This is a genomic window from Hymenobacter segetis (assembly GCF_038448715.1).
Classification (GTDB): Bacteria; Bacteroidota; Bacteroidia; order Cytophagales; family Hymenobacteraceae; genus Hymenobacter; species Hymenobacter segetis.
The window spans coordinates 22,692-41,282 of sequence record NZ_JBCEVZ010000011.1; the positions used below are offsets into that span (position 1 = coordinate 22,692).

Annotated in this window: 14 protein-coding genes; 10 read left to right on the forward strand and 4 right to left on the reverse strand. The window is 61.7% G+C overall.

From position 1 onward, the window contains the following. The first annotated feature begins 1 nt into the window (after position 1). The 5 genes from AAFH49_RS06670 to AAFH49_RS06690 all read left to right on the forward strand — a co-directional run bounded on the left by AAFH49_RS06670 (position 2) and on the right by AAFH49_RS06690 (position 8,858). Entirely contained in the window at positions 2-3,160 is a 3,159-nt protein-coding gene (locus tag AAFH49_RS06670; RefSeq protein WP_342296783.1) for a SusC/RagA family TonB-linked outer membrane protein, read from the forward strand. A 21-nt stretch (positions 3,161-3,181) separates the two neighbouring features. Next, positions 3,182-4,906, forward strand: coding sequence for a RagB/SusD family nutrient uptake outer membrane protein (locus AAFH49_RS06675; RefSeq protein WP_342296784.1), 1,725 nt, complete (start codon positions 3,182-3,184; stop codon positions 4,904-4,906). 96 nt (positions 4,907-5,002) lie between these two features. Continuing rightward, on the forward strand, positions 5,003-6,349 hold the full coding sequence (locus AAFH49_RS06680; protein ID WP_342296785.1) for a sugar porter family MFS transporter: 1,347 nt from the start codon (positions 5,003-5,005) through the stop codon (positions 6,347-6,349). A gap of 54 nt (positions 6,350-6,403) precedes the next feature. Then, entirely contained in the window at positions 6,404-7,297 is an 894-nt protein-coding gene (locus tag AAFH49_RS06685) for a carbohydrate kinase family protein (protein ID WP_342296787.1), read from the forward strand. A gap of 25 nt (positions 7,298-7,322) precedes the next feature. Beyond that, complete coding sequence (locus AAFH49_RS06690; protein WP_342296788.1) at positions 7,323-8,858, forward strand: glycoside hydrolase family 32 protein; 1,536 nt, start codon at positions 7,323-7,325, stop codon at positions 8,856-8,858. A gap of 285 nt (positions 8,859-9,143) precedes the next feature. On the opposite strand, the gene AAFH49_RS06695 is transcribed toward AAFH49_RS06690, so the two are convergent. Then, entirely contained in the window at positions 9,144-9,473 is a 330-nt protein-coding gene (locus tag AAFH49_RS06695; RefSeq protein WP_342296789.1) for a chaperone modulator CbpM, read from the reverse strand. Positions 9,474-9,491: 18 nt separating this feature from the next. Then, entirely contained in the window at positions 9,492-10,430 is a 939-nt protein-coding gene (locus AAFH49_RS06700; RefSeq protein WP_342296790.1) for a DnaJ C-terminal domain-containing protein, read from the reverse strand. Between the two features lie 368 nt (positions 10,431-10,798). Between AAFH49_RS06700 and AAFH49_RS06705 the strand changes: the two genes are divergently transcribed. Both AAFH49_RS06705 and AAFH49_RS06710 read left to right on the forward strand, forming a co-directional pair. Continuing rightward, positions 10,799-11,302 carry a DUF6799 domain-containing protein gene (locus AAFH49_RS06705; protein ID WP_342296792.1) on the forward strand — a complete coding sequence of 168 codons (504 nt, stop codon included), beginning with the start codon at positions 10,799-10,801 and terminating at the stop codon, positions 11,300-11,302. A 114-nt stretch (positions 11,303-11,416) separates the two neighbouring features. Then, positions 11,417-12,781, forward strand: coding sequence for a lysophospholipid acyltransferase family protein (locus AAFH49_RS06710; protein ID WP_342296794.1), 1,365 nt, complete (start codon positions 11,417-11,419; stop codon positions 12,779-12,781). 1 nt (position 12,782) lies between these two features. Here the strand turns inward: AAFH49_RS06710 and chrA are convergent, their stop codons facing one another. Together chrA and AAFH49_RS06720 are read right to left on the reverse strand one after the other, a co-directional pair. Beyond that, the gene (chrA, locus tag AAFH49_RS06715) at positions 12,783-14,096 is read right to left on the reverse strand and encodes a chromate efflux transporter (protein ID WP_342296795.1); all 1,314 of its coding nucleotides are present in this window, start codon (positions 14,094-14,096) and stop codon (positions 12,783-12,785) included. A 136-nt stretch (positions 14,097-14,232) separates the two neighbouring features. Continuing rightward, positions 14,233-15,207 (reverse strand): isopenicillin N synthase family dioxygenase, encoded by a 975-nt coding sequence (locus tag AAFH49_RS06720; protein WP_342296797.1) that lies wholly within the window; start codon positions 15,205-15,207, stop codon positions 14,233-14,235. A 152-nt stretch (positions 15,208-15,359) separates the two neighbouring features. Here AAFH49_RS06720 and AAFH49_RS06725 point away from each other — a divergent pair, with 152 nt between their 5' ends. The 3 genes from AAFH49_RS06725 (at position 15,360) to AAFH49_RS06735 (ending at position 18,540) form a co-directional block, all read left to right on the forward strand. Further along, a complete protein-coding gene (locus AAFH49_RS06725; protein ID WP_342296799.1) occupies positions 15,360-16,208 on the forward strand; it encodes a hypothetical protein in 849 nt (282 codons plus the stop codon). 111 nt (positions 16,209-16,319) lie between these two features. Continuing rightward, positions 16,320-17,600 carry an AAA family ATPase gene (locus tag AAFH49_RS06730; RefSeq protein WP_342296801.1) on the forward strand — a complete coding sequence of 427 codons (1,281 nt, stop codon included), beginning with the start codon at positions 16,320-16,322 and terminating at the stop codon, positions 17,598-17,600. 358 nt (positions 17,601-17,958) lie between these two features. After that, positions 17,959-18,540: a helix-turn-helix domain-containing protein gene (locus tag AAFH49_RS06735; protein ID WP_342296803.1), complete on the forward strand. Its 582-nt coding sequence runs from the start codon at positions 17,959-17,961 to the stop codon at positions 18,538-18,540. The last annotated feature ends 51 nt before the right edge of the window (positions 18,541-18,591 follow it).

The window sequence follows — 18,591 nt, forward strand, 5'->3', positions numbered from 1 at the left end:
CATGAACTCACTGCTACATTCTCTTCCGCAAGCGGCGCTGGTGGCGCTGCTCGCCGGCGGCCCGGCCCTGGCGGCGGGCCCCGCCGAAGCCGGCCGGCCGGCCGGCCCCGCTCACGCCAAGATGGCCGACCGGCCTATCACGGGTAAGGTGACCGACGAGAAAGGCGAAGGCCTGCCCGGCGTGACGGTACTTGTGAAGGGCACGGCCCTGGGCACCAGCACCGGCCCCGATGGCAGCTTTGCCATCAGCGTACCCGACAACGCGACGCTGATTTTCTCCTTCGTGGGCTATAAAACCCAGGAGGTGCCAGTGGGCAGCCAAACGACGGTAGCGGCCCAGCTGGCCGCCGACGTGGCCGCCCTGGATGAAGTAGTGGTGACCGGCTACCAGACCCAGCGCAAGGCCGACCTGACGGGGGCTGTGTCGGTCATCAAGGTAGATGAGGTGAAGGGCATGGCCTCGAGCGACGTGACGCGCAACCTGCAGGGCCGTGTGCCGGGCGTGAACATCACCACCGACGGGGCCCCCGGCAGCGGGGCCACGGTGCGCATCCGCGGCTTCGGCACGCTGGGTAACAACGACCCGCTCTATGTCATCGACGGCATTCCGACCAAAGAGGGCATCGGGCAGATTAACCAAAACGACATCGAGAGCATTCAGGTGCTGAAAGACGCTTCGGCGGCCAGCATCTACGGCTCCCGGGCCGGCAACGGCGTGATTATTATCACCACGAAGAAGGCCAAGAAAGGCGCCACCCGCGTCGATTTCTCCACCTTTTTTACCCTGCAGAAAGCCGGGCCGCACATTCAGATGCTGAACACGCTGGACTACGGCAAGGTGTACTGGCAGGCCTCCGCCAACGACCACACTCCCCCCAGCATCCCGTTTTATAGCTATCAGTCGCACCTGGATGCCACCGGCCAGCCAGTGCTCGACCAGGTGGTAGTCCCCGAGTTCATCGATGCCGACAAGACCATGCGCTCGGCCGATACCGACTGGTTTAAGCAAACCCAGCAGGATGCCCTCATCCAGCAGTACAACCTGAGCGTGAGCAGCGGCGGCGAGCGGGGCGGGGCGCTGTTCTCGCTGAACTACTACGACAACTCCGGCACGCTGAAGTACACGGGACTGAACCGTTTCACGGCCCGCCTGAACTCGGATTACAACTTTTTCGGCGGCAAGCTGAAAGTGGGCGAAAACCTGACGCTGGCCAAAACCCAGCAGGCCCAGTACGACCTGAACCTGATACGCGACCGCAGTAGCCAGCTGCCCTCCATCGTGCCGGTCCACACTGTGGACGGCGTGGGCTGGGGCGGCCCGGTGGCCGGCATGAGCGACCGCGACAATCCGCTGCGCCTGCTCACGGATAACCAGCAGAACCGCTCCAATACCGGCCGGGCGTTCGGCAACGTGTTTGCCGATGCGGAAATCCTGAAGGGCCTGCACCTGCGCACCAGCTTCGGCGTCGACTACAGCCTGTTTAAGTACACCGAGCTGTATAAGACGTTTAAGGCCGGCTTTCTTTCCAACCAGGATAACCGGGTGACCGTCAACAATAATTTTGGGGGCAGCTGGACGTGGCAGAACACGTTGAACTACAGCGTGCCCCTAGGCGAAAAGCACCAGCTGGACGTGCTGCTGGGCAACGAGCGCATCAGCTACAATTTTGAGAGCACCTACGCCTCGCGCACCAACTTCGCCACCGAAGACCCCAACTACGTGGTGCTGGACGCCGGCTCGGCCAATAAGGACAACGGCGGCTCGGCCACGGCCTACCGGCTGGCCTCGTACTTCGCTAAGGTCAACTACGCGTTTGCCGATAAGTACCTGGCGTCGGCCACCATCCGGCGCGACGGTTCGTCGCGCTTCGGAGCAGCTAACCAGTTCGGTATTTTCCCGGCGCTGTCGGTGGGCTGGCGCCTGAGCGAGGAAGCCTTCGTGAAGAACAGCGCGCCGTTTATCTCCGACTTCAAGCTGCGGGCGGGCTGGGGCCAGACGGGCAACCAGGACATTGCCAACTTTGCCTCCCGGGGCCTGTACCAGTCCCTGCTGGGCACCCTGGACCCTAACTTCGACTACGACCACGGCACGGCCTACGACATTTACGGCAACAACACGGCCCTGCCCTCGGGCTACCGCCGCGTGCAGCGCGCCAACCCCAACCTGAAGTGGGAAACCACCACCCAAACCAATGTGGGCGTGGACTTTGGCTTCCTCGACAACAAGCTGACGGGCTCGGTCGACTACTTCGTGAAGAACAGCAAGGACATTCTGGTGAACCTGCCCTACCTAGCCGTAGTGGGCGAGGGCGGCGACCAGTTTGTGAACGGGGCCTCCATCCAAAACAAGGGCTGGGAATTCCTGCTCGGCTACCAGAACAAGCTGGAGAACGGCCTGACCTATAACATCACAGGCAACGTCTCGACCTTCCGCAACAAGCTGACTTTTCTGCCCGATGAGGTGATTAACGCCTACGGCGGCAACGGCAAGGACGTGACCCGCCTGGGCCACTCCATCAACGCCACCTACGGCTACGTGGCCGACGGCCTGTTCCAGAGCGCCGCTGAGGTGAGCGGGGCCGCCACCCAGGTGGGTGCCGCCCCCGGCCGCATTCGCTACAAGGACCTGAACGGTGACGGCAAAGTCGACAACTTCGACCAGACATGGATTTCGGAGGGCGTGCCGGCCTACAGCTACGGCCTGAACTTAGGCGCTGGCTACAAGGGGTTTGACCTGCAGGTTTTCCTGCAAGGGGTGCAGGGCCTCTATGCCTACAACAACTCCAAGTTCCGCACCGACTTCTCCTCGCTGGCCTCCGGCGAGAACTGGGGCCAGCGCCTGCTCGATGCGTGGACGCCCTCGAACACCGGCTCGACCATTCCGGCGGCCACCCTCATCAACTCCAACAATGAGGGCCGCGCTTCTACCTACTTCATCGAAAATGCTTCTTACCTGAAGCTGCGCAACGTGCAGCTGGGCTATTCACTGCCCACAGAGGTGGCCGGTAAAGTGAAGCTGCAAGGAGTGCGCATCTACGTGCAGGCGCAGAATTTCCTGCTCGGCAAGAGCAAGCAGTTCACCGGCCCCGACCCCGAAGTGACGAACTACCAATACCCGGTGCCGCTGATTTACACCACCGGCCTTAACCTCTCCTTCTAAAGCCAGCAAAATTCCCTCGCCATGAAATCGATTAAAACCCTCGCGCTGGCCTGTTCCCTGCTGTCGCTCTCCTTCGGCTGCTCCGACAAGAAATTCCTCGAAGTAGACCCCACCGGTGCACTGACCGATGAGCAGCTGAATACCCCCGCCAACATTGAGAAGCAGGTGATTGCTGCCTACTCGCAGCTGGGCAACGACGTGTACCGCACGCCCTACACCTCCATGTGGCCCTACGGCAACGTGCGGGCCGGCGATGCCTACAAGGGCGGCGGCGGCACCGCCGACGTGGACGCCTTCCACTTCTACGAAACCTTCGCTTTTAACCGCGTCGACGTGGGCAACACCGACGAGCTGTGGTTTCTGCTCTACATCGGCGTGTCGCGCGCCAACGATGCCCTGCGCCGCCTCGATGCCGTGAGCGACGCGGCCATGCCCAACAAGGCCATTCGCCAGGGCGAGGCCCGCTTCCTGCGCGGCCACTTCTACTTCCTGCTGAAAGAGGTGTTCAAGCGCGTGCCCTACATCGACCAAACCGTGGCCACGAATGACTACGCCACCGTTTCGAACGTGGCCCTGAGCAACGACGCGCTCTGGGGCAAAATTGCCGATGACTTCCGCTTTGCGGCGGCCAACCTGCCGGCCACGCAGCCCGAAGTCGGCCGGGCCACCAAGTCGGCCGCCCAGGCTTATCTGGCGAAAACCCTTCTCTACCAGGCTTACACGCAGAACGATAACAACGCCGTGACGGGCATCGACCAAGCGAAGCTGACGGAAGTGGTGTCGCTCTGCGACCAGGTGAGCACCGCCGGCTACGCCCTGAACGCCGACTACGCCACCAACTTCCTGACCGTGGGCGACAACAGCCGCGAATCGGTGTTCGCCATCCAGTTTTCGCGCAACGACGGCACGCCCAAGGGCCGCACCGACCGCGGCAACGAGCTGAACTACCCCATGAACCCCGACTACGGCTGCTGCAGCTTCCACCAGCCCAGCCAGAACCTGGTGAACGCCTACAAGACCGACGCGCAGGGCCTGCCGCTCTTCACCACCTTCAACAACAGCGACCTGCGCGCCGATGTGCCCGCCGACTTCCAGGCCAACGCCGTGGACCCGCGCCTCGACCACACCGTGGCCATCCCCACGCACCCTTACAAATACGACCCCACGTTCGTGTTTCAGAACTCGTGGGTGCGCGTGCCGCAGGTGTACGGCTACTTCATGTCGATGAAGGAGAATGTGTTGCCTTCCGACCCCAGCTTCCAGAAGAACCCGCCATTCATGAGCACTTCGAAGAACTGGACCGTCATCCGCTACGCCGACGTGCTGCTCTGGAAGGCCGAAGCCCTGATTGAGCTCAACCGGGCGGCCGAGGCACTGCCCATCATCAACCAGATTCGCCAGCGCGCCCAAAACAGCACCGCCCGGCTGAAAAACAGCGCCGGCCAGCCCATCTCCAACTACCGCATCGGCCTCTACCCCAGCAGCGGCTGGACACAGGCCTACGCCCGCGAAGCCCTGCGTTTCGAGCGCCGCCTGGAGTTTGCCATGGAAGGCTACCGCTTCTTCGACCTCACCCGCTGGGGCATCGCTGCCACGTACCTGAACACGTATTTCAGCGTGGAAAAAACCAAGCGCCAGTACCTGACCACGGCTAATTTCACGGCCGGCCGCGACGAGTACATGCCCATTCCGCTCAACCAAATCAACTTCAGCCGAGGACTATACCAGCAAAACCCCGGCTGGTAGTGCCGCGCTTACCCAACTCAGCTTCTGCCCCGCGCCCCGGCGGCGTGGTGGGAACAAGTGCCCCGGCAAGTGGGGCGGGAGTTTGAGTTGAGGCGCATGGTTTCACCTTTTCATCAATCCATTGTGAAAAATAACGTCTTCTTCTGGTCCATCGTGGTGGCGCTGGGCGGCTTCCTGTTCGGCTTCGATACGGCCGTGATTTCCGGAGCCGAAAAGGCCATCCAGCAAGTGTGGAACCTCACGGCCTGGGAGCACGGCTTCACCATTTCCATCGCCCTCATTGGCACGGTGATAGGCGCCATCTTCGGCGGTATTCCGAGCGACGCGCTGGGCCGCCGCCGCACCCTCACCTGGATTGCGGTGCTGTACCTGGTGTCGGCGGTGGGCGCGGCGCTGTCGCCGGCCTGGGTGCCGTTTATGATTTTCCGCTTTTTGGGCGGGCTGGGGGTTGGCGCGTCGTCGGTTACGGCGCCGCTGTACATCTCCGAAGTGTCGCCGCCCGAGTCGCGGGGCCGCATGGTGGGCATGTTCCAGTTCAACGTCGTATTCGGTATTCTCATGGCGTACCTGTCTAACTATCTCCTGAAAGACATCGGGCCCGACGCCTGGCGCTGGATGCTGGGCGTGCAGGCCGTGCCGAGCATCGCCTTCTTCCTGCTGCTGTTCCGCATCCCCGAAAGCCCGCGCTGGCTGCTCCGCCAGCACCGCGTGGAGGACGCCCGCGCCGTGTTCGAGCGCATCGACCCCGCCACAGCCAACGAGAACGTGCAAACCATTCTGGTGGCCAACGCCGCCGAGGCCGGCCCTGGCGAGTCGCTGTGGGCGCCGCAGTACCGGCGGCCGGTGCTGCTGGCGGTGCTGTTTGCCATGTTCAACCAGCTGGCCGGCATCAACGCCATCATTTACTACGCGCCGCGCATTTTCGAGATGACGGGGCTGGGCCAGGGCACGGCGCTGCTGTCGTCGGCCGGCATTGGGCTGGTTAATTTCTGCTTCACGCTACTGGGCGTCAATATCATCGACCGGTTTGGGCGGCGCAAGCTCATGCTGGTGGGCTCGGTGGGGCTTATTGCCACGCTGGGGCTGGTGGCGCGTGCGTTCTACCTGCAGGAGTTTGGCGGCATGCTGGTGCCGGTGCTGCTGTTTGTGTACATCGGCTTCTTTGCCTTTTCGCAGGGCGCGGTTATCTGGGTGTTTATCAGCGAGATATTCCCCAGCGCGGTGCGGGCCAAAGGGCAGGCGCTGGGCTCCAGCACGCACTGGGTGATGGCAGCGGCCATTGCCTTCACATTTCCCTGGTTTGCCGAGCACCTGGGCGGCGGCAACACGTTTGCCTTCTTCTGCGCCATGATGGTGCTGCAATTGCTGTACGTCTGGAAAATGATGCCGGAAACCAAAGGCACCACCCTCGAAGCCGCTGATAAGGCACTGGTGCTGCATTGATTTCCCATGCAATTCGCTTGTCCTGACCACAAATAACTGACTACTGCTATGGCTATGTTTCCTTCTGTTGCCTGCTTCGGCGAAATCCTCTGGGACATCCTGCCCTCCGGCAAGCAGCCGGGCGGCGCGCCCTTCAACGTGGCCGTGCACCTGCACCAGCTGGGGCTTCCCGTGCGCTTCATCAGCCGCGTGGGCGACGATGAGCTAGGTACTGAGCTGCTCGATTTCGTGGAATCAAAAGGCGTGGCCACCGACCTTATCCAGCGCGGCAAAACCCACCTTACCGGCATCGTTAAAGCCAACGTGGACGACGCCAACGAGGTGACCTACAAGATTGTGCAGCCCGTGGCCTGGGACTACATTCACTTCGACGCCGCTCTGGAAACCGCCGTGGCCGGTGCCGATGCTTTCGTCTTCGGCAGCCTAGCGGCCCGGCAGGCCAGTACCCGCGAAACGCTCTACCGCTTGCTCGAAAGCGCAAAGTTCCGGGTGTTTGATGTGAACATGCGCCCGCCGCACTACCACCGCGAGGGGGTAAAATACCTGCTCAAAAAAGCCAATCTGGTGAAAATGAACCACCACGAGCTGGCCGAAATCATCGAATGGTTTGGGGTGGCCAGCGCGCCGGCCACAGCCATTCCCTGGCTGGCCCAGCGCTTCAACCTGGATGCGGTGTGCGTAACCTGCGGGGCCGATGGGGCCCTGCTCTGGACCAACAACCAGCTCTACCGGGCGGGCGGAGTATCGGTGCAGGTGCAGGATACCATTGGCAGCGGCGATGCCTTCTTGGCGGCTCTGCTCAAGGGCTGGGTTACGGGGCAAGCCCCGCAGCAGGCCCTAGACTTTGCCTGCGCGGCCGGGGCGCTGGTGGCCACCCACCAGGGCGCCACGCCGGCCTTTGAAGAAGCCGATATCCGAGCGTTGATGAGCGCACCGGTCACGCAGTAGTTCAACCCACCAACTTTTACCGTCCATGAAACGCCTTCTCCTTTCCGTGCTTTGCAGCGTGAGTTTGCTTGCCCATGCCCAGCAGGCCCCCGTGCCGCCCGCCACCCCCCAGTACCGCCCCGGCTACCATTTCAGCCCGGCCGCGCACTGGATGAACGACCCCAACGGCATGGTGTATTATGAGGGCACATATCACCTCTTTTACCAGTATTATCCCGATGCTTCGGTGTGGGGGCCCATGCACTGGGGCCACGCCACCAGCACCGATTTAGTCAGCTGGAAGGAGTTGCCCATCGCCCTGTTTCCCGACAGCCTTGGCTATATTTTTAGCGGCAGCGCCGTGGTCGATGCCAAAAACACCTCTGGCTTCGGCAAGGATGGTAAGACGCCGCTGGTAGCTATTTTCACCCACCACGACCCCAAGGGCGAGAAGGCCGGCACCCACACCTTCCAGAACCAAAGCCTGGCTTACAGCCTCGACGCCGGTAAAACCTGGACCAAGTACGCCGGCAATCCCATGCTAAAAAACCCCGGCATTCACGATTTCCGGGACCCGAAGGTGAGCTGGAGCGAGGTGGCAAAGAAGTGGATAATGACCCTGGCCACCAAGGACCGCATCACCTTTTTCTCTTCACCCAACCTGAAAGACTGGACCAAGGAAAGTGAGTTTGGCGAGAAGCTGGGCGCGCATGGCGGCGTATGGGAATGCCCCGACCTGTTCCCGCTCACGCTCAATGGCAAAACCCACTGGGTGCTCATCGTCAATCTGAACCCCGGTGGTCCCAACGGCGGCTCGGGAACGCAGTATTTCGTGGGCAGCTTCGACGGCCACAAATTCACCCCGCTGAATGACAAGACCAAGTGGGCCGACTACGGCCCGGACAACTACGCGGGCGTAACGTGGGCCAACACCGGCGCCCGCAAGATTTTTCTGGGCTGGATGAGCAACTGGGAGTACGCCAACCAAGTGCCCACTTCGCCTTGGCGCAACGCCACCACCATCCCCCGCGAGCTGGGCCTGCGCCAGGTCGGGTCGGAAATCTACCTCACCTCGCAGCCGGTGAAAGAGCTGGCCAAGCTGTCCCCCCGGCCGGCGGTGGTGCTGCGAAACCTCAAAGCCTCTACCAGCGCGGTTAATCTGACCAACCGCCTGCAGTTTACGGGCGATAAGTTCTCCCTAGACCTGAGCACCGCGCAGCTACGCGATTTTGCGCTGGTGCTGAGTAATACGGCGGGCGAGGAATTGCGCATCGGCTACGACGCAAAGGCCCGGCAGTACTTCGTTGACCGCCGCAAGGCGGGCCCGTCGGGGTTCAGCACCAAATTTGCCGGGCGACACACCACCCCGCGCCTGGCCACGCTCCCCGCCGCCGACCTCACCCTATTCTTCGATGCTACTTCCGTAGAGCTGTTTGCCGATGGCGGCCTGAGCACGGGCACGGAGCTATTCTTTCCCAGCAAGCCGTTCACGGCCATTCGGCTGGAAGCCCCCGAGGGAATGACCATGCAGCGCCTGGCGTATAGCCAGCTAGCCAGCCCTTTGTTGAAACAGGCTGATTGATTGCTCCTTTCCCTGAACGGCTCCCTACTGCCCAATATTGGGGGAGTAGGCCTCTGCAGGGCCCGACGATTGGACAAAACCCGTCTACGAATCAACGTTTGCGAAATGCCCCGAAGGGATGAGTTTCGTAAACGTCAAACAAGAGCCGCCGGTCGTGCCCTGAGCGGAGAATAAAAACCATTCCAATCCCCAAAGCATCCGCTAAGCACCCTTTTGTTTAGCCACTTACCAGTAGCAACTGCGCCACTGCTGCCCGTTGTATTTTCCTACTGAAACAGGCTGCTCTCAGCTCTCAATATTCAGCACCTCCCCGCCGCCCAACAGGAAATTCTCCAGCTGCCGCGCCCGCGCCGTTTCACGGGCCAGGCTGGCTTGCAGGCGCACCAGCCGCTGGCGCATGGCCAGGATGATATCCAGCGCTTCCGGGGATAGGCCCAACTCATGGTGCAGGCGGGCGAGGCGGGGCAGGTCGTCAGGCTCGTCCACGATGACGGTTTCGGGGGCGGGGGCGGCGCGGAGCAGGCCGGCTTGCAGGAAGTCGCGCAGGTCAGCCGGGGCTAGGCCGTAGCGCACCGAGCATTCCTGGAAGGTGAGGGTGATGAAGGTCGTTTCCATGCTGAACAAGAGGATGGGTTAGGCTTCGGTAGGGCGCAGGGCTGCCAGCTGCTGAATCAGTTCTTTTTCCTGGTCGGTGAGGTGCTGGGGCAAGGTCAGGTTCAGGCGCAGGTAGAGGTCGCCGAACTGGCCCTCCTTTTTATACACCGGGAAGCCCTTGCCGCGCAGCCGCAGGCGGGTACCGTTGGCCGTTTCGGGTTTGAGCTTGATTTTGACGGAGCCACTGAGGGTTTCCACGGTTTGCTCGCCGCCCAGCAGGGCCTTGTAGATGCTTACGGGCACGTCCTGCGTGAGGTCGTCGCCGGTGCGGGCATAGCGAGCATCGGGCCGGATGCGGAAGGTGATGAGCAACGCGCCGTTGGGGCCGCCGTTGCGGCCGGGGCCGCCCTGGTCGCGCAGGCGGATGGTCTGGCCGTCGGCCACGCCGGGCGCGATGGTCAGGCGCAGGTTTTTGCCGTTGACGGTGATGGTGCGGGGGCCGCCGTGGTAGGCTTCCTCCAGGCTCATTTCCAACTCGGCCTGGTAGTCGGGGCCGGCGCCGGGGCGGGTGCCGCCGGGCCGCCGCCCGCCGCCGCCCATGTTGCCGAAGAGCGAGCCGAAGAAATCCGAGAAGTCTTCGCCCTCGCCAAAGGGGTTGCCGCCGCCCCCGCCGCCTTGGGTGTACTGGCTCCAGTCGAAGCCGCCGCCGGGCTGGCCGCCGCGGCCCGCGCCACCGCCGGGCTGCTGCTGGTAGCGCTGCCAGTCGGCCCCGAACTGGTCATACTTCTTCCGCTTCTCGGGGTCGCTGAGGACTTCGTTGGCCTCATTGATTTCCTTGAATTTCTGCTCTGCACCCTTGTCGTTGGGGTTCACGTCGGGGTGGTGCTGGCGGGCCAGCTTGCGGTATGCCTTCTTGATTTGCTCGGGCGTGGCATTTTTATCCACGCCCAGCGCCTTGTAATAGTCTTTGTAGTCCACGGGATGGGGGAAATGCGATGGAGTTATTCGGCGGTCAGGGGCGGCCGGCCGCCCTGCAAATTCAGCATTAATGCCCAATTTCTGCTGCGGGCAATTTTGCGGGGAGCATTACGCTACGAGCCGCCCGTTCTCGTATAGTGATTCCGGGCGATGCAGAAACGGAGACGCTTGATTTTCGGCACCAAAGTTGGATACCCTACTGAACGCAAGCGGTGCCAGAATGTTGACTTTTCGTCCCCATTAATCACAAATCCTATTTTGCACTCCTCTCTAACATAACACAACTGTTATGTTCTGAAAAAGGCTTATATTTGCCTACTGGAAGCATTTATTGTTGCGCTTTTCCTTATTCTATTTTTAAATTTTCCATGAAAATCAAAAACTCCCTCCTCGGTGCTTTTGCGTTGGCTTTGCTGAATATGGCCGTGGCGCAGGCCCAGACGGCGCGGCCGGGCCGCGTGCAGCCCAAGCCGCGCGTAGCCGCCGCTACTACCGAAGGGATTAAGGACGGTATCTCGATGCAGAAGGGCCGGGTGGTGCTCACCGAACTCGGCATCAGCAACCCGCTCACGGCCGATAAAAAGCTGATTAACGGCACCACCATCACCCCGGCCGGCGTGGTGACGGCCTCCGACGGCACCACCACCCAAATCACCGAGGGTGACTACGTGTCGCTCACCGGCCGCGTGACCAGCCGCAAGGCCATTGCTGATGCCGACAGCATTGCCAAAGTCATGGTTTTCGACGCCAAATACCCCGGTAAGCGCAAGAAAATGGAGGAAGCCGCTGCCAAAAAAGCCAAAGAGAAAGAAAAGCGCGACGAAGAAAAGGCCAAGGCGAAAGCCAAGGCCGAAAAGAAAAAGAAGAAGTAGCCCGCCGCTCATCGCAGCAGCAGCAAGCGCCGCCAAGCCCCTGGGTTTGGCGGCGCTTGGCGTTTGGGGGCGGCGCGGGCCTATCTTTCGGGGCCACACGCCGTATTCCCGCCCATGCTCTTTTATACTGTGATGAAACCGCTGGTGCAGGTAGCGCTGCGGGTCTTTTTCCGCCGCATCGAGGTGCGGCACCCCGAACGCCTGCACCTACCCGGCCCGCTCCTGCTGGCCGGCAACCATCCCAACACCCTCATGGACCCGCTGCTGGCGGCCGTGAACCGCCGCCAGCCCATCGCCTTCCTGGCCAAAAGCACGTTTTTCGTCAACCCCATTCTGCGGGCCATCATGGAATCGGGCAACTCCATTCCCATCTACCGGGCGCAGGACGCGGGCCAGGGCGGGCCAGTTACACCCGAGCAGCGGGCGGCGCAGAATGAGGCTACGTTTGGCCGCTGCTACGATTATTTGGGTAAGGGCGGCACCATCATGATTTTCCCGGAGGGCACCAGCGTGAGCGAGCGCCGCCTGCGCCCCCTCAAAACCGGCGCGGCCCGCATCGCGCTGGGGGCCGAGGCCCGGCACCACTTCAAGCTGGGCCTAAAGGTGGTGCCGGTGGCTACCAATTATTTCGACCCCAGCAAATTTCGGTCGGATGTGCTGCTAAACGTGGCCCCGCCCATCATCGTGGCCGACTACGCCACCGCCTACGCCCAGGACCCCGACCTGGCCGCCGACCAACTCACCGAGGCCATTCGGGTGGCGCTGGAACGCCGCCTGGTCATCACCCGCGACGCGGCCGAGGACACCTTTGTGCAGCAGATTGAGCGCACGTTCGGCAACCACCTCAACCCCGACGACGACCCCGACACGCTCTACGACAACTTCCAACTGAGCCGTACCCTGCTGCAAGCACTGCCCTGGGCCGAGCAGCACTTTCCCGAGCGTCTTACCGCTGCCCGCACCCAGTTTGCAACCTACCTGGCCGACCTGCGCCGCTACGGTATTACCGACGAAGCGCTTGATAGCCAGCGACGCGGCTCCGTGGTGGGCCTGCTCAACCTGGTGTTTGGCGCGCCGGTGTGGCTTTATGGGGTGATTAATAACTATTTGCCCTACATTCTGCCCTCGGCCGTGGCCAAGCGCGCCACCAAGGATGTGGAGTTTGTAGCGCCCATCATGCTGGTAATGGGTATGATAACCTTCCCGCTGGCCTATGCGCTGCAAGCAGCGGCCGTGCAGCACTACCTCACCCACGACTGGCGCCTGACGGCCCTCTACGTGCTCAGTCTGCCCCTCACCGGCTTCTACGCCCTTAGCTATTGGAACACGCTGGAAGCCCGCCTGCGGCGGCTGCGCGCCGCCCGGCTGTTCCGCCGCACTCCAGACGTGGGGGCAGAACTGCTACGGCAACGCGCTACCCTATTGGTCGAGCTGGAGGATGCCCGGATGGCTTATTTAACCGCGAAATCGGAGGTTTGAGTTAAGCCCCCATCAGCGCCCCCGCCAGCAGGGCCACGGCAATGATGACCACGCTCGGCACCTTTTCCCAGAGCAGCAGCAGGAAGGTGAGGCCCACCAGCAGCGGGTTCAGGGGAAGCGAGTCGATGGGGCCGAGGTGGAACGGCAAATCCAGCAAGCGGTAAGGCAGCGGGTGATAGAGCAGGAACGTGGCCGCGCACACCAGCCCCGCGCTCACCGCGTTGATGCCTTCCAGCGAGGCCTGCACCACCCGGTACTGCCGCAGCCGGTCCCAGAAGCGAATCACGAAGAAGATGAGGAAAGTGCCCGGCAGAAAGATACCCGCCGTGCCCACCGCCGCGCCCAGCACCTGCATGCCGGTGCCGCCCTCCGGCCGCATCGCCAGCGCCCCGATGTAGGCCGCAAAGGAAAAATTAGGCCCCGGCATGGCCTGCACCAGTCCCAGCCCCGACAGAAATTCTGGCCCCGTGAGGTACTTCTTGAACTCCACGAACTCGGCGTAGAGTAGCGGGGCCAGCACCTGTCCGCCCCCAAACACCAGCGAGCCGTTGCGATAAAAATTCTCGAACAGCCGCACCGGCAGCCAGCGCGTGTAGTGCCCCAGCACCGCCGCCCCCACCAGGATGCCAAACCAGAGGAAAAAATTGGCCCATTCTACGCGCAGGGGCTTTTTCTCCTGCACGATGGCGTGCTTGCGATAGCGCACCGTGGTCACGGCCCCGCCGGCCAGCAGCAGCAGCGGCAGCATCCAGGGCAGCTGGAAAAAGTAGGCCATCATGGCGGCGGCCACCATCAGGGCCACGGCCGTTTTGGTGTGAATAACCTTCTCCGCAATCTTATAGGCCGAAAACGCCACAAACCCCACCGCCACCGGCTGCACAAACTGCACCAGCGCCGTCACCCGGGCCGGGTCGAGGTGGCTAAGGGTAAGGCCAGCCAGCGTCATCAGCGTCACCGCCGGCAGCATCCACACCAGCAACGTGAGGTAGGCCAGATTAGGCCCCCCCAGCCGGAACCCAATCACGGTAATGGTCTGGGTCGAAGTCGGCCCCGGCAGCAGCGCGCACAGCGCCTGCAATTCCAGCAGTTCGGCCGTGCTGATGTAGCGCCGCTTATCTACCAGCAGCCGGAAAAACATGGCCATGTGCGCTTGCGGCCCGCCAAAGGCTGTGAGGGCCAGTACGGCCACATCCTTCAAAAAAATAATGCCCCGCACCCGCCGCGTGCGCTTGCCCGAGCGCCGCGGGGGCGGCGTGAGCGAAACGGGGGCGGCGGGGTGCGGGGCAGGATTCGGAACGGAGGCCGGAACGGTCATACTAGGACAAAAAAGAACGTCATGCTGAGCTTGTCGAAGCATCTCTACCGCTTCGTTGCTCCGATTGGATTACTTGCGTGGTAGAGATGCTTCGGCTACGCTCAGCATGACGTGCTGATGGCGGTTTTACCCAACCTTACTTCTTCTTCAAGCCCAGCTCAATCAGGCGCTCGTTCAGGAACTCGCCGGCCGTGATGTCGGCCTCCTTCTTGGGGTTGTCGGGCGTGATGCAGTGCTCCAGAGCCGCTAGGCTCATTTCCGAGCGCGGGTGCATGAAGAACGGGATGCTGAAGCGCGAGGTGTTCATTTTCTCACGGGCGGGGTTCACCACGCGGTGGATGGTGCTTTTCAGCACGCCGTTGGTGAGGCGCTGGAGCATGTCGCCCACGTTCACCACAATCTGGTCGGGCAGGGCCGTGATGGGAATCCACTTGCCGTCGCGGCGCTTCACTTGCAGGCCGTCGGCGCTGGCGCCCATCAGCAGGGTGATGAGGTTGATGTCGCCGTGTTCGGCGGCGCGCACGGCATCGGCGGGCACCGCATCCGGGTCTTCGATGGGGAAATAGTGAATGGGGCGCAGGATGCTGTTGCCATTTTTCACCTTGTCGTCGAAATAATTCTCGGGCAGGTGCAGGTACAGCGCGATGGCGCGCAGCACGTCCTTCCCTGCCGACTCCAAGGTGCGGTAGGTGGTCAGGGCCGTGTCTTTAAAGGTGCTGAGCTCCTCGGGCCAGATGTTGTCGGGGTATTCGCTCTTGATGGGGTCCTCGTCCTGAACTTCCTGGCCGACGTGGTAAAACTCCTTCAAGTCGCCGGTATTGCGGCCCTTGGCGTGCTCCTTGCCTTTGCTGATGTAGCCGCGCTGGCCGGCCAGCTCGGGCTTCTCGTAGCGCTGCTTGGCCTCGTCGGGCAGCCGGAAGAAGGCCTGCACGTCGGCGTATAGCTGCCGCGTTTGCTCGTCGTTGAGGCCGTGGTTTTTCAGGGCTACAAAGCCAATGTTTTGGTAAGCCTCGCCGAGCTGCTGCACGAAACGGGCTTTGCGCTCGGGGTCGCCGGAACGGAAATCGGCGAGGTCGAGCGAGGGAATATGGTCAAGAAGTTGGTCTTGCATAATAAAATTGAGTTTACTTTGGGGCCGCGTAGGCCTGTTGGTGGGCAACGGCGCAAGTTAAGCAAAACCCGGCACCGGTCCTTCACCGTAAGCGACTTCGTTTATGGTTCCTATCAAATAAACCACTACCTCTTTTTTTAAAGTTCGATTCTATGAAACGCCCCCTCTGGCTGCTGTGCAGCACTACCGTTACGCTGGCATTGCTGGCTAGCTGCGAAACGAGCAAGCCCGCCACCGACGTAAGCGCCAATGCCGGCGGCAACAGCCCCAGCGCCACCCGTGCCGGCGGCAGCGGCGAAAGCATGGAATCAAACGGTATCCGCCTCACGCCCTTCGGCGATTCGCCCAAATTCCCCGAAGCCCAGATGCAGCTGCGCGCTCCCATCGCCGGCTCTACCGTACCCAGCGGCGAAGTAGCGTTCGACTACCAAATCAGCAACTTCCTGCTCACCAAAATGAGCGGCGGCCCCCACATGGCCGAAATGGCCAACTCGATGAAAGGCCAGCACATCCACAACATCGTGGACAACGAGCCCTATACGGCCCACTACGAAACCAAATTCAGCAAACCGATTCCTGACGGCCAGCACGTGGTGCTGTCCTTCCTGTCGCGCTCCTACCACGAGAGCCTGAAGCACCGCGGCGCCTACGACCTGCGCATCATCAACGTGGGCAACACCCCGGCTCCCGCCACGCCAATCATCGACACCAAGGCTCCGAACCTGTTCTACAGCCGTCCCAAAGACACGTATTCGGGCGCTGATGCTAAGCGCATCATGCTCGATTTCTATCTGGTGAACACCACGCTGGAGCCCGGCGGAAACCGCGTCCGCGCCACCATCAACGGCACCGAGTTCATGCTCGACCGTTGGATGCCTTACATGATGGAAGGCCTGCCCGCCGGCGAAAACACCGTGAAACTGGAACTGGTAGACGCCAGCGGCACCATGATTCCCGGCCCGTACAACTCGGTAACCCGCAAGTTTACGGTAGCGCCCTAGTCTCGGAGGCGTTATTTCTTCGTTACGATTTCATCTTCAAAAGTCTCTCGGCCCGGCCGGGGGACTTTTTTGGTTAAAGCCGTTTGTTATCCCGGTTCTACCTTGCTTGCTATGCCCGTTGCCCCTGCCGAATCCACTCCGCTGCTCACCCGCGAGCAGGTGCTGCGCGCCCTGCGCCAGATAGCGCGCGAAGGCCGCCCACTGCCGCCCAGCACCGTGTATGAGCTGGTGTACCGGGGCCGGCGCTACCCACCCCGCGCCGTGGCCGAGCTGGCCTACCGCCTGGCCACCGGCAATCCCGCCGCCCGTTGGCCCCGCCCCGCCGGCGCGCCCACCAACGCCCTGCTCGAAAGCCTGGACTTCACCATCAGCACGAAGCGGCCGGTGCTCACGTCCGGCTCCGGCCCCGATGGCGAGGAAGTAGCTCACCAGCAAGCCGAGGACTTGTACACCGGCCTGGCCAAAAACGCTGATGCCCTGCCCGCCCACGTCGCCGAGCCGGGCACTGCCTACGCCGCGCCGGCTTATACCCGCGCCGATGCATTGGCCGAGCTATTTATTAATGAAGCTGACCTAGATGCGGCTTTGGCTGGCCTGACGCGCCGGCGCAACCTGCTGCTGCAAGGCCCGCCCGGCACGGGCAAAACCTTTCTGGCGCGCCGCCTGGCCTGGCTCCTGCTGGGCGCGCAGGACGAAAGCCGCATCGAGCTGGTGCAGTTCCACCCCAGCTACGGCTACGAGGATTTTATGCTGGGCTTCCGGCCCGATGCCAAGGGCCGGTTCCACCTGGTGCCCGGCGTGCTGCCGCTGCTCTGCCAGCGCGCCGCCGCCGACCCCAGCCGGCCCTATTTCCTGCTGATTGACGAGGTGAACCGAGGCAACGTGCCCCGCATTTTCGGCGAGTTGCTGCTGTTGCTCGAGGCCGACAAGCGCGGCCCGGCCCACGCCCTGCGCCTGCCCTACGCCCCACCCGACGCCCCCAAATTCTTCGTCCCGGACAACCTCTACGTCATCGGCACGCTCAACCTGGCCGACCGTTCGCTCAGCCCGCTGGACTATGCGTTGCGCCGCCGTTTCGCCTTCGTGGCGCTGGGGCCGCAGTTTGGCGCGCCGCTCCGGCAGCAGCTGGCGGCCCGCCAGATATCTACCGACCTTATCGAACGGCTCTATACCCACATGGCCGCCCTCAACCAAACCATTGCCGACGACCCCGAGCTGGGGCCGGATTTTGAAATCGGCCACAGCTACTTCTGCCAACCGCCAGCCCGGCCAGAGCAGGCTTCGGAATGGCTGCGCCTGATTTTCGAGCAGGAAATCGGCCCGCTGCTGGCCGATTACTGGCGCGAGCAGCCCGCCACGGCCGCCGCCCAGCTGCGAAAGCTGCTGGTGTAGCGCCGAATCAGATGGAGCGGCAAGCAGGTATTTCCAGGCTTCATGGATAAAATACAAGTTGCATTATCGGCAGACAGCTTGCCTCAACTTACGCTAGACATTATATTTTTGGGAATAAGCTAGACATCAAGCCGCATAACTAGCTCAAAATGCATCACAACCTGATAGCAGCTTACCCAATTTGGGAATGGCTCAACCTTGGATTAAAGGCATGCGTTTGCAAAGTATATTCAAGCCATCAAGGCATTATATTAGAATAGTCATAGGATTCTGATACGATTCTGATACGGTTGCCCTCGGGCAATGGTAGGTAGCCGATGAACTCATCTTTAACCTACCGGCAAGCATTTGCCGCCCCATGTTAAGCAACGCAATAACTGCCACGGCCGCCCATCGGACTACTGTAGCGCCCCCGGAAACGACCACTGCCCCCACTGCCCAGCACCGCTACCTGCCTTCGGCGCAACCAGGCCAGCACCCACCGGCTAAGCTCAGCAAAGCCCAACTAGTGGCCCGCATCAAAGACACGATTGCGGAGTTGGTACACCGGGAAGAACCGCTCAAAATCAAAAACTCGCTATACCTCAGCCAGCAGCTTGACCAGGAGTACGCCTACCTGGCCCGGATTTTTTCGGCTGCGACGGGCAGCACCATCGAGCGCTACATCATCGCGCAGAAAATCGGCTGGGTGAAAGAGCTGCTTTTGGAAGAAGAACTCAGCATTAGCCAAATTGCTTATCGATTGAATTACAGCAATGTTGGGCATTTGTGTAATCAGTTCAAGAAGGTGACCGGAGTCACGCCCAGTTTCTTCCAGCAGCTCATGCGCCAGCGGGCCATTTCACTGAGCTATTTGAGCCAAGAGGTGGAAAATGATGTAATTATTTTCTGTAATCCCGTAATAATCAACTTAGTCCGACACTCGAATTTTGCACCGTGAAAACAATTTCACTCGCAATCTTCCCGTTGTATGTCAGTACGTTTATCCGGA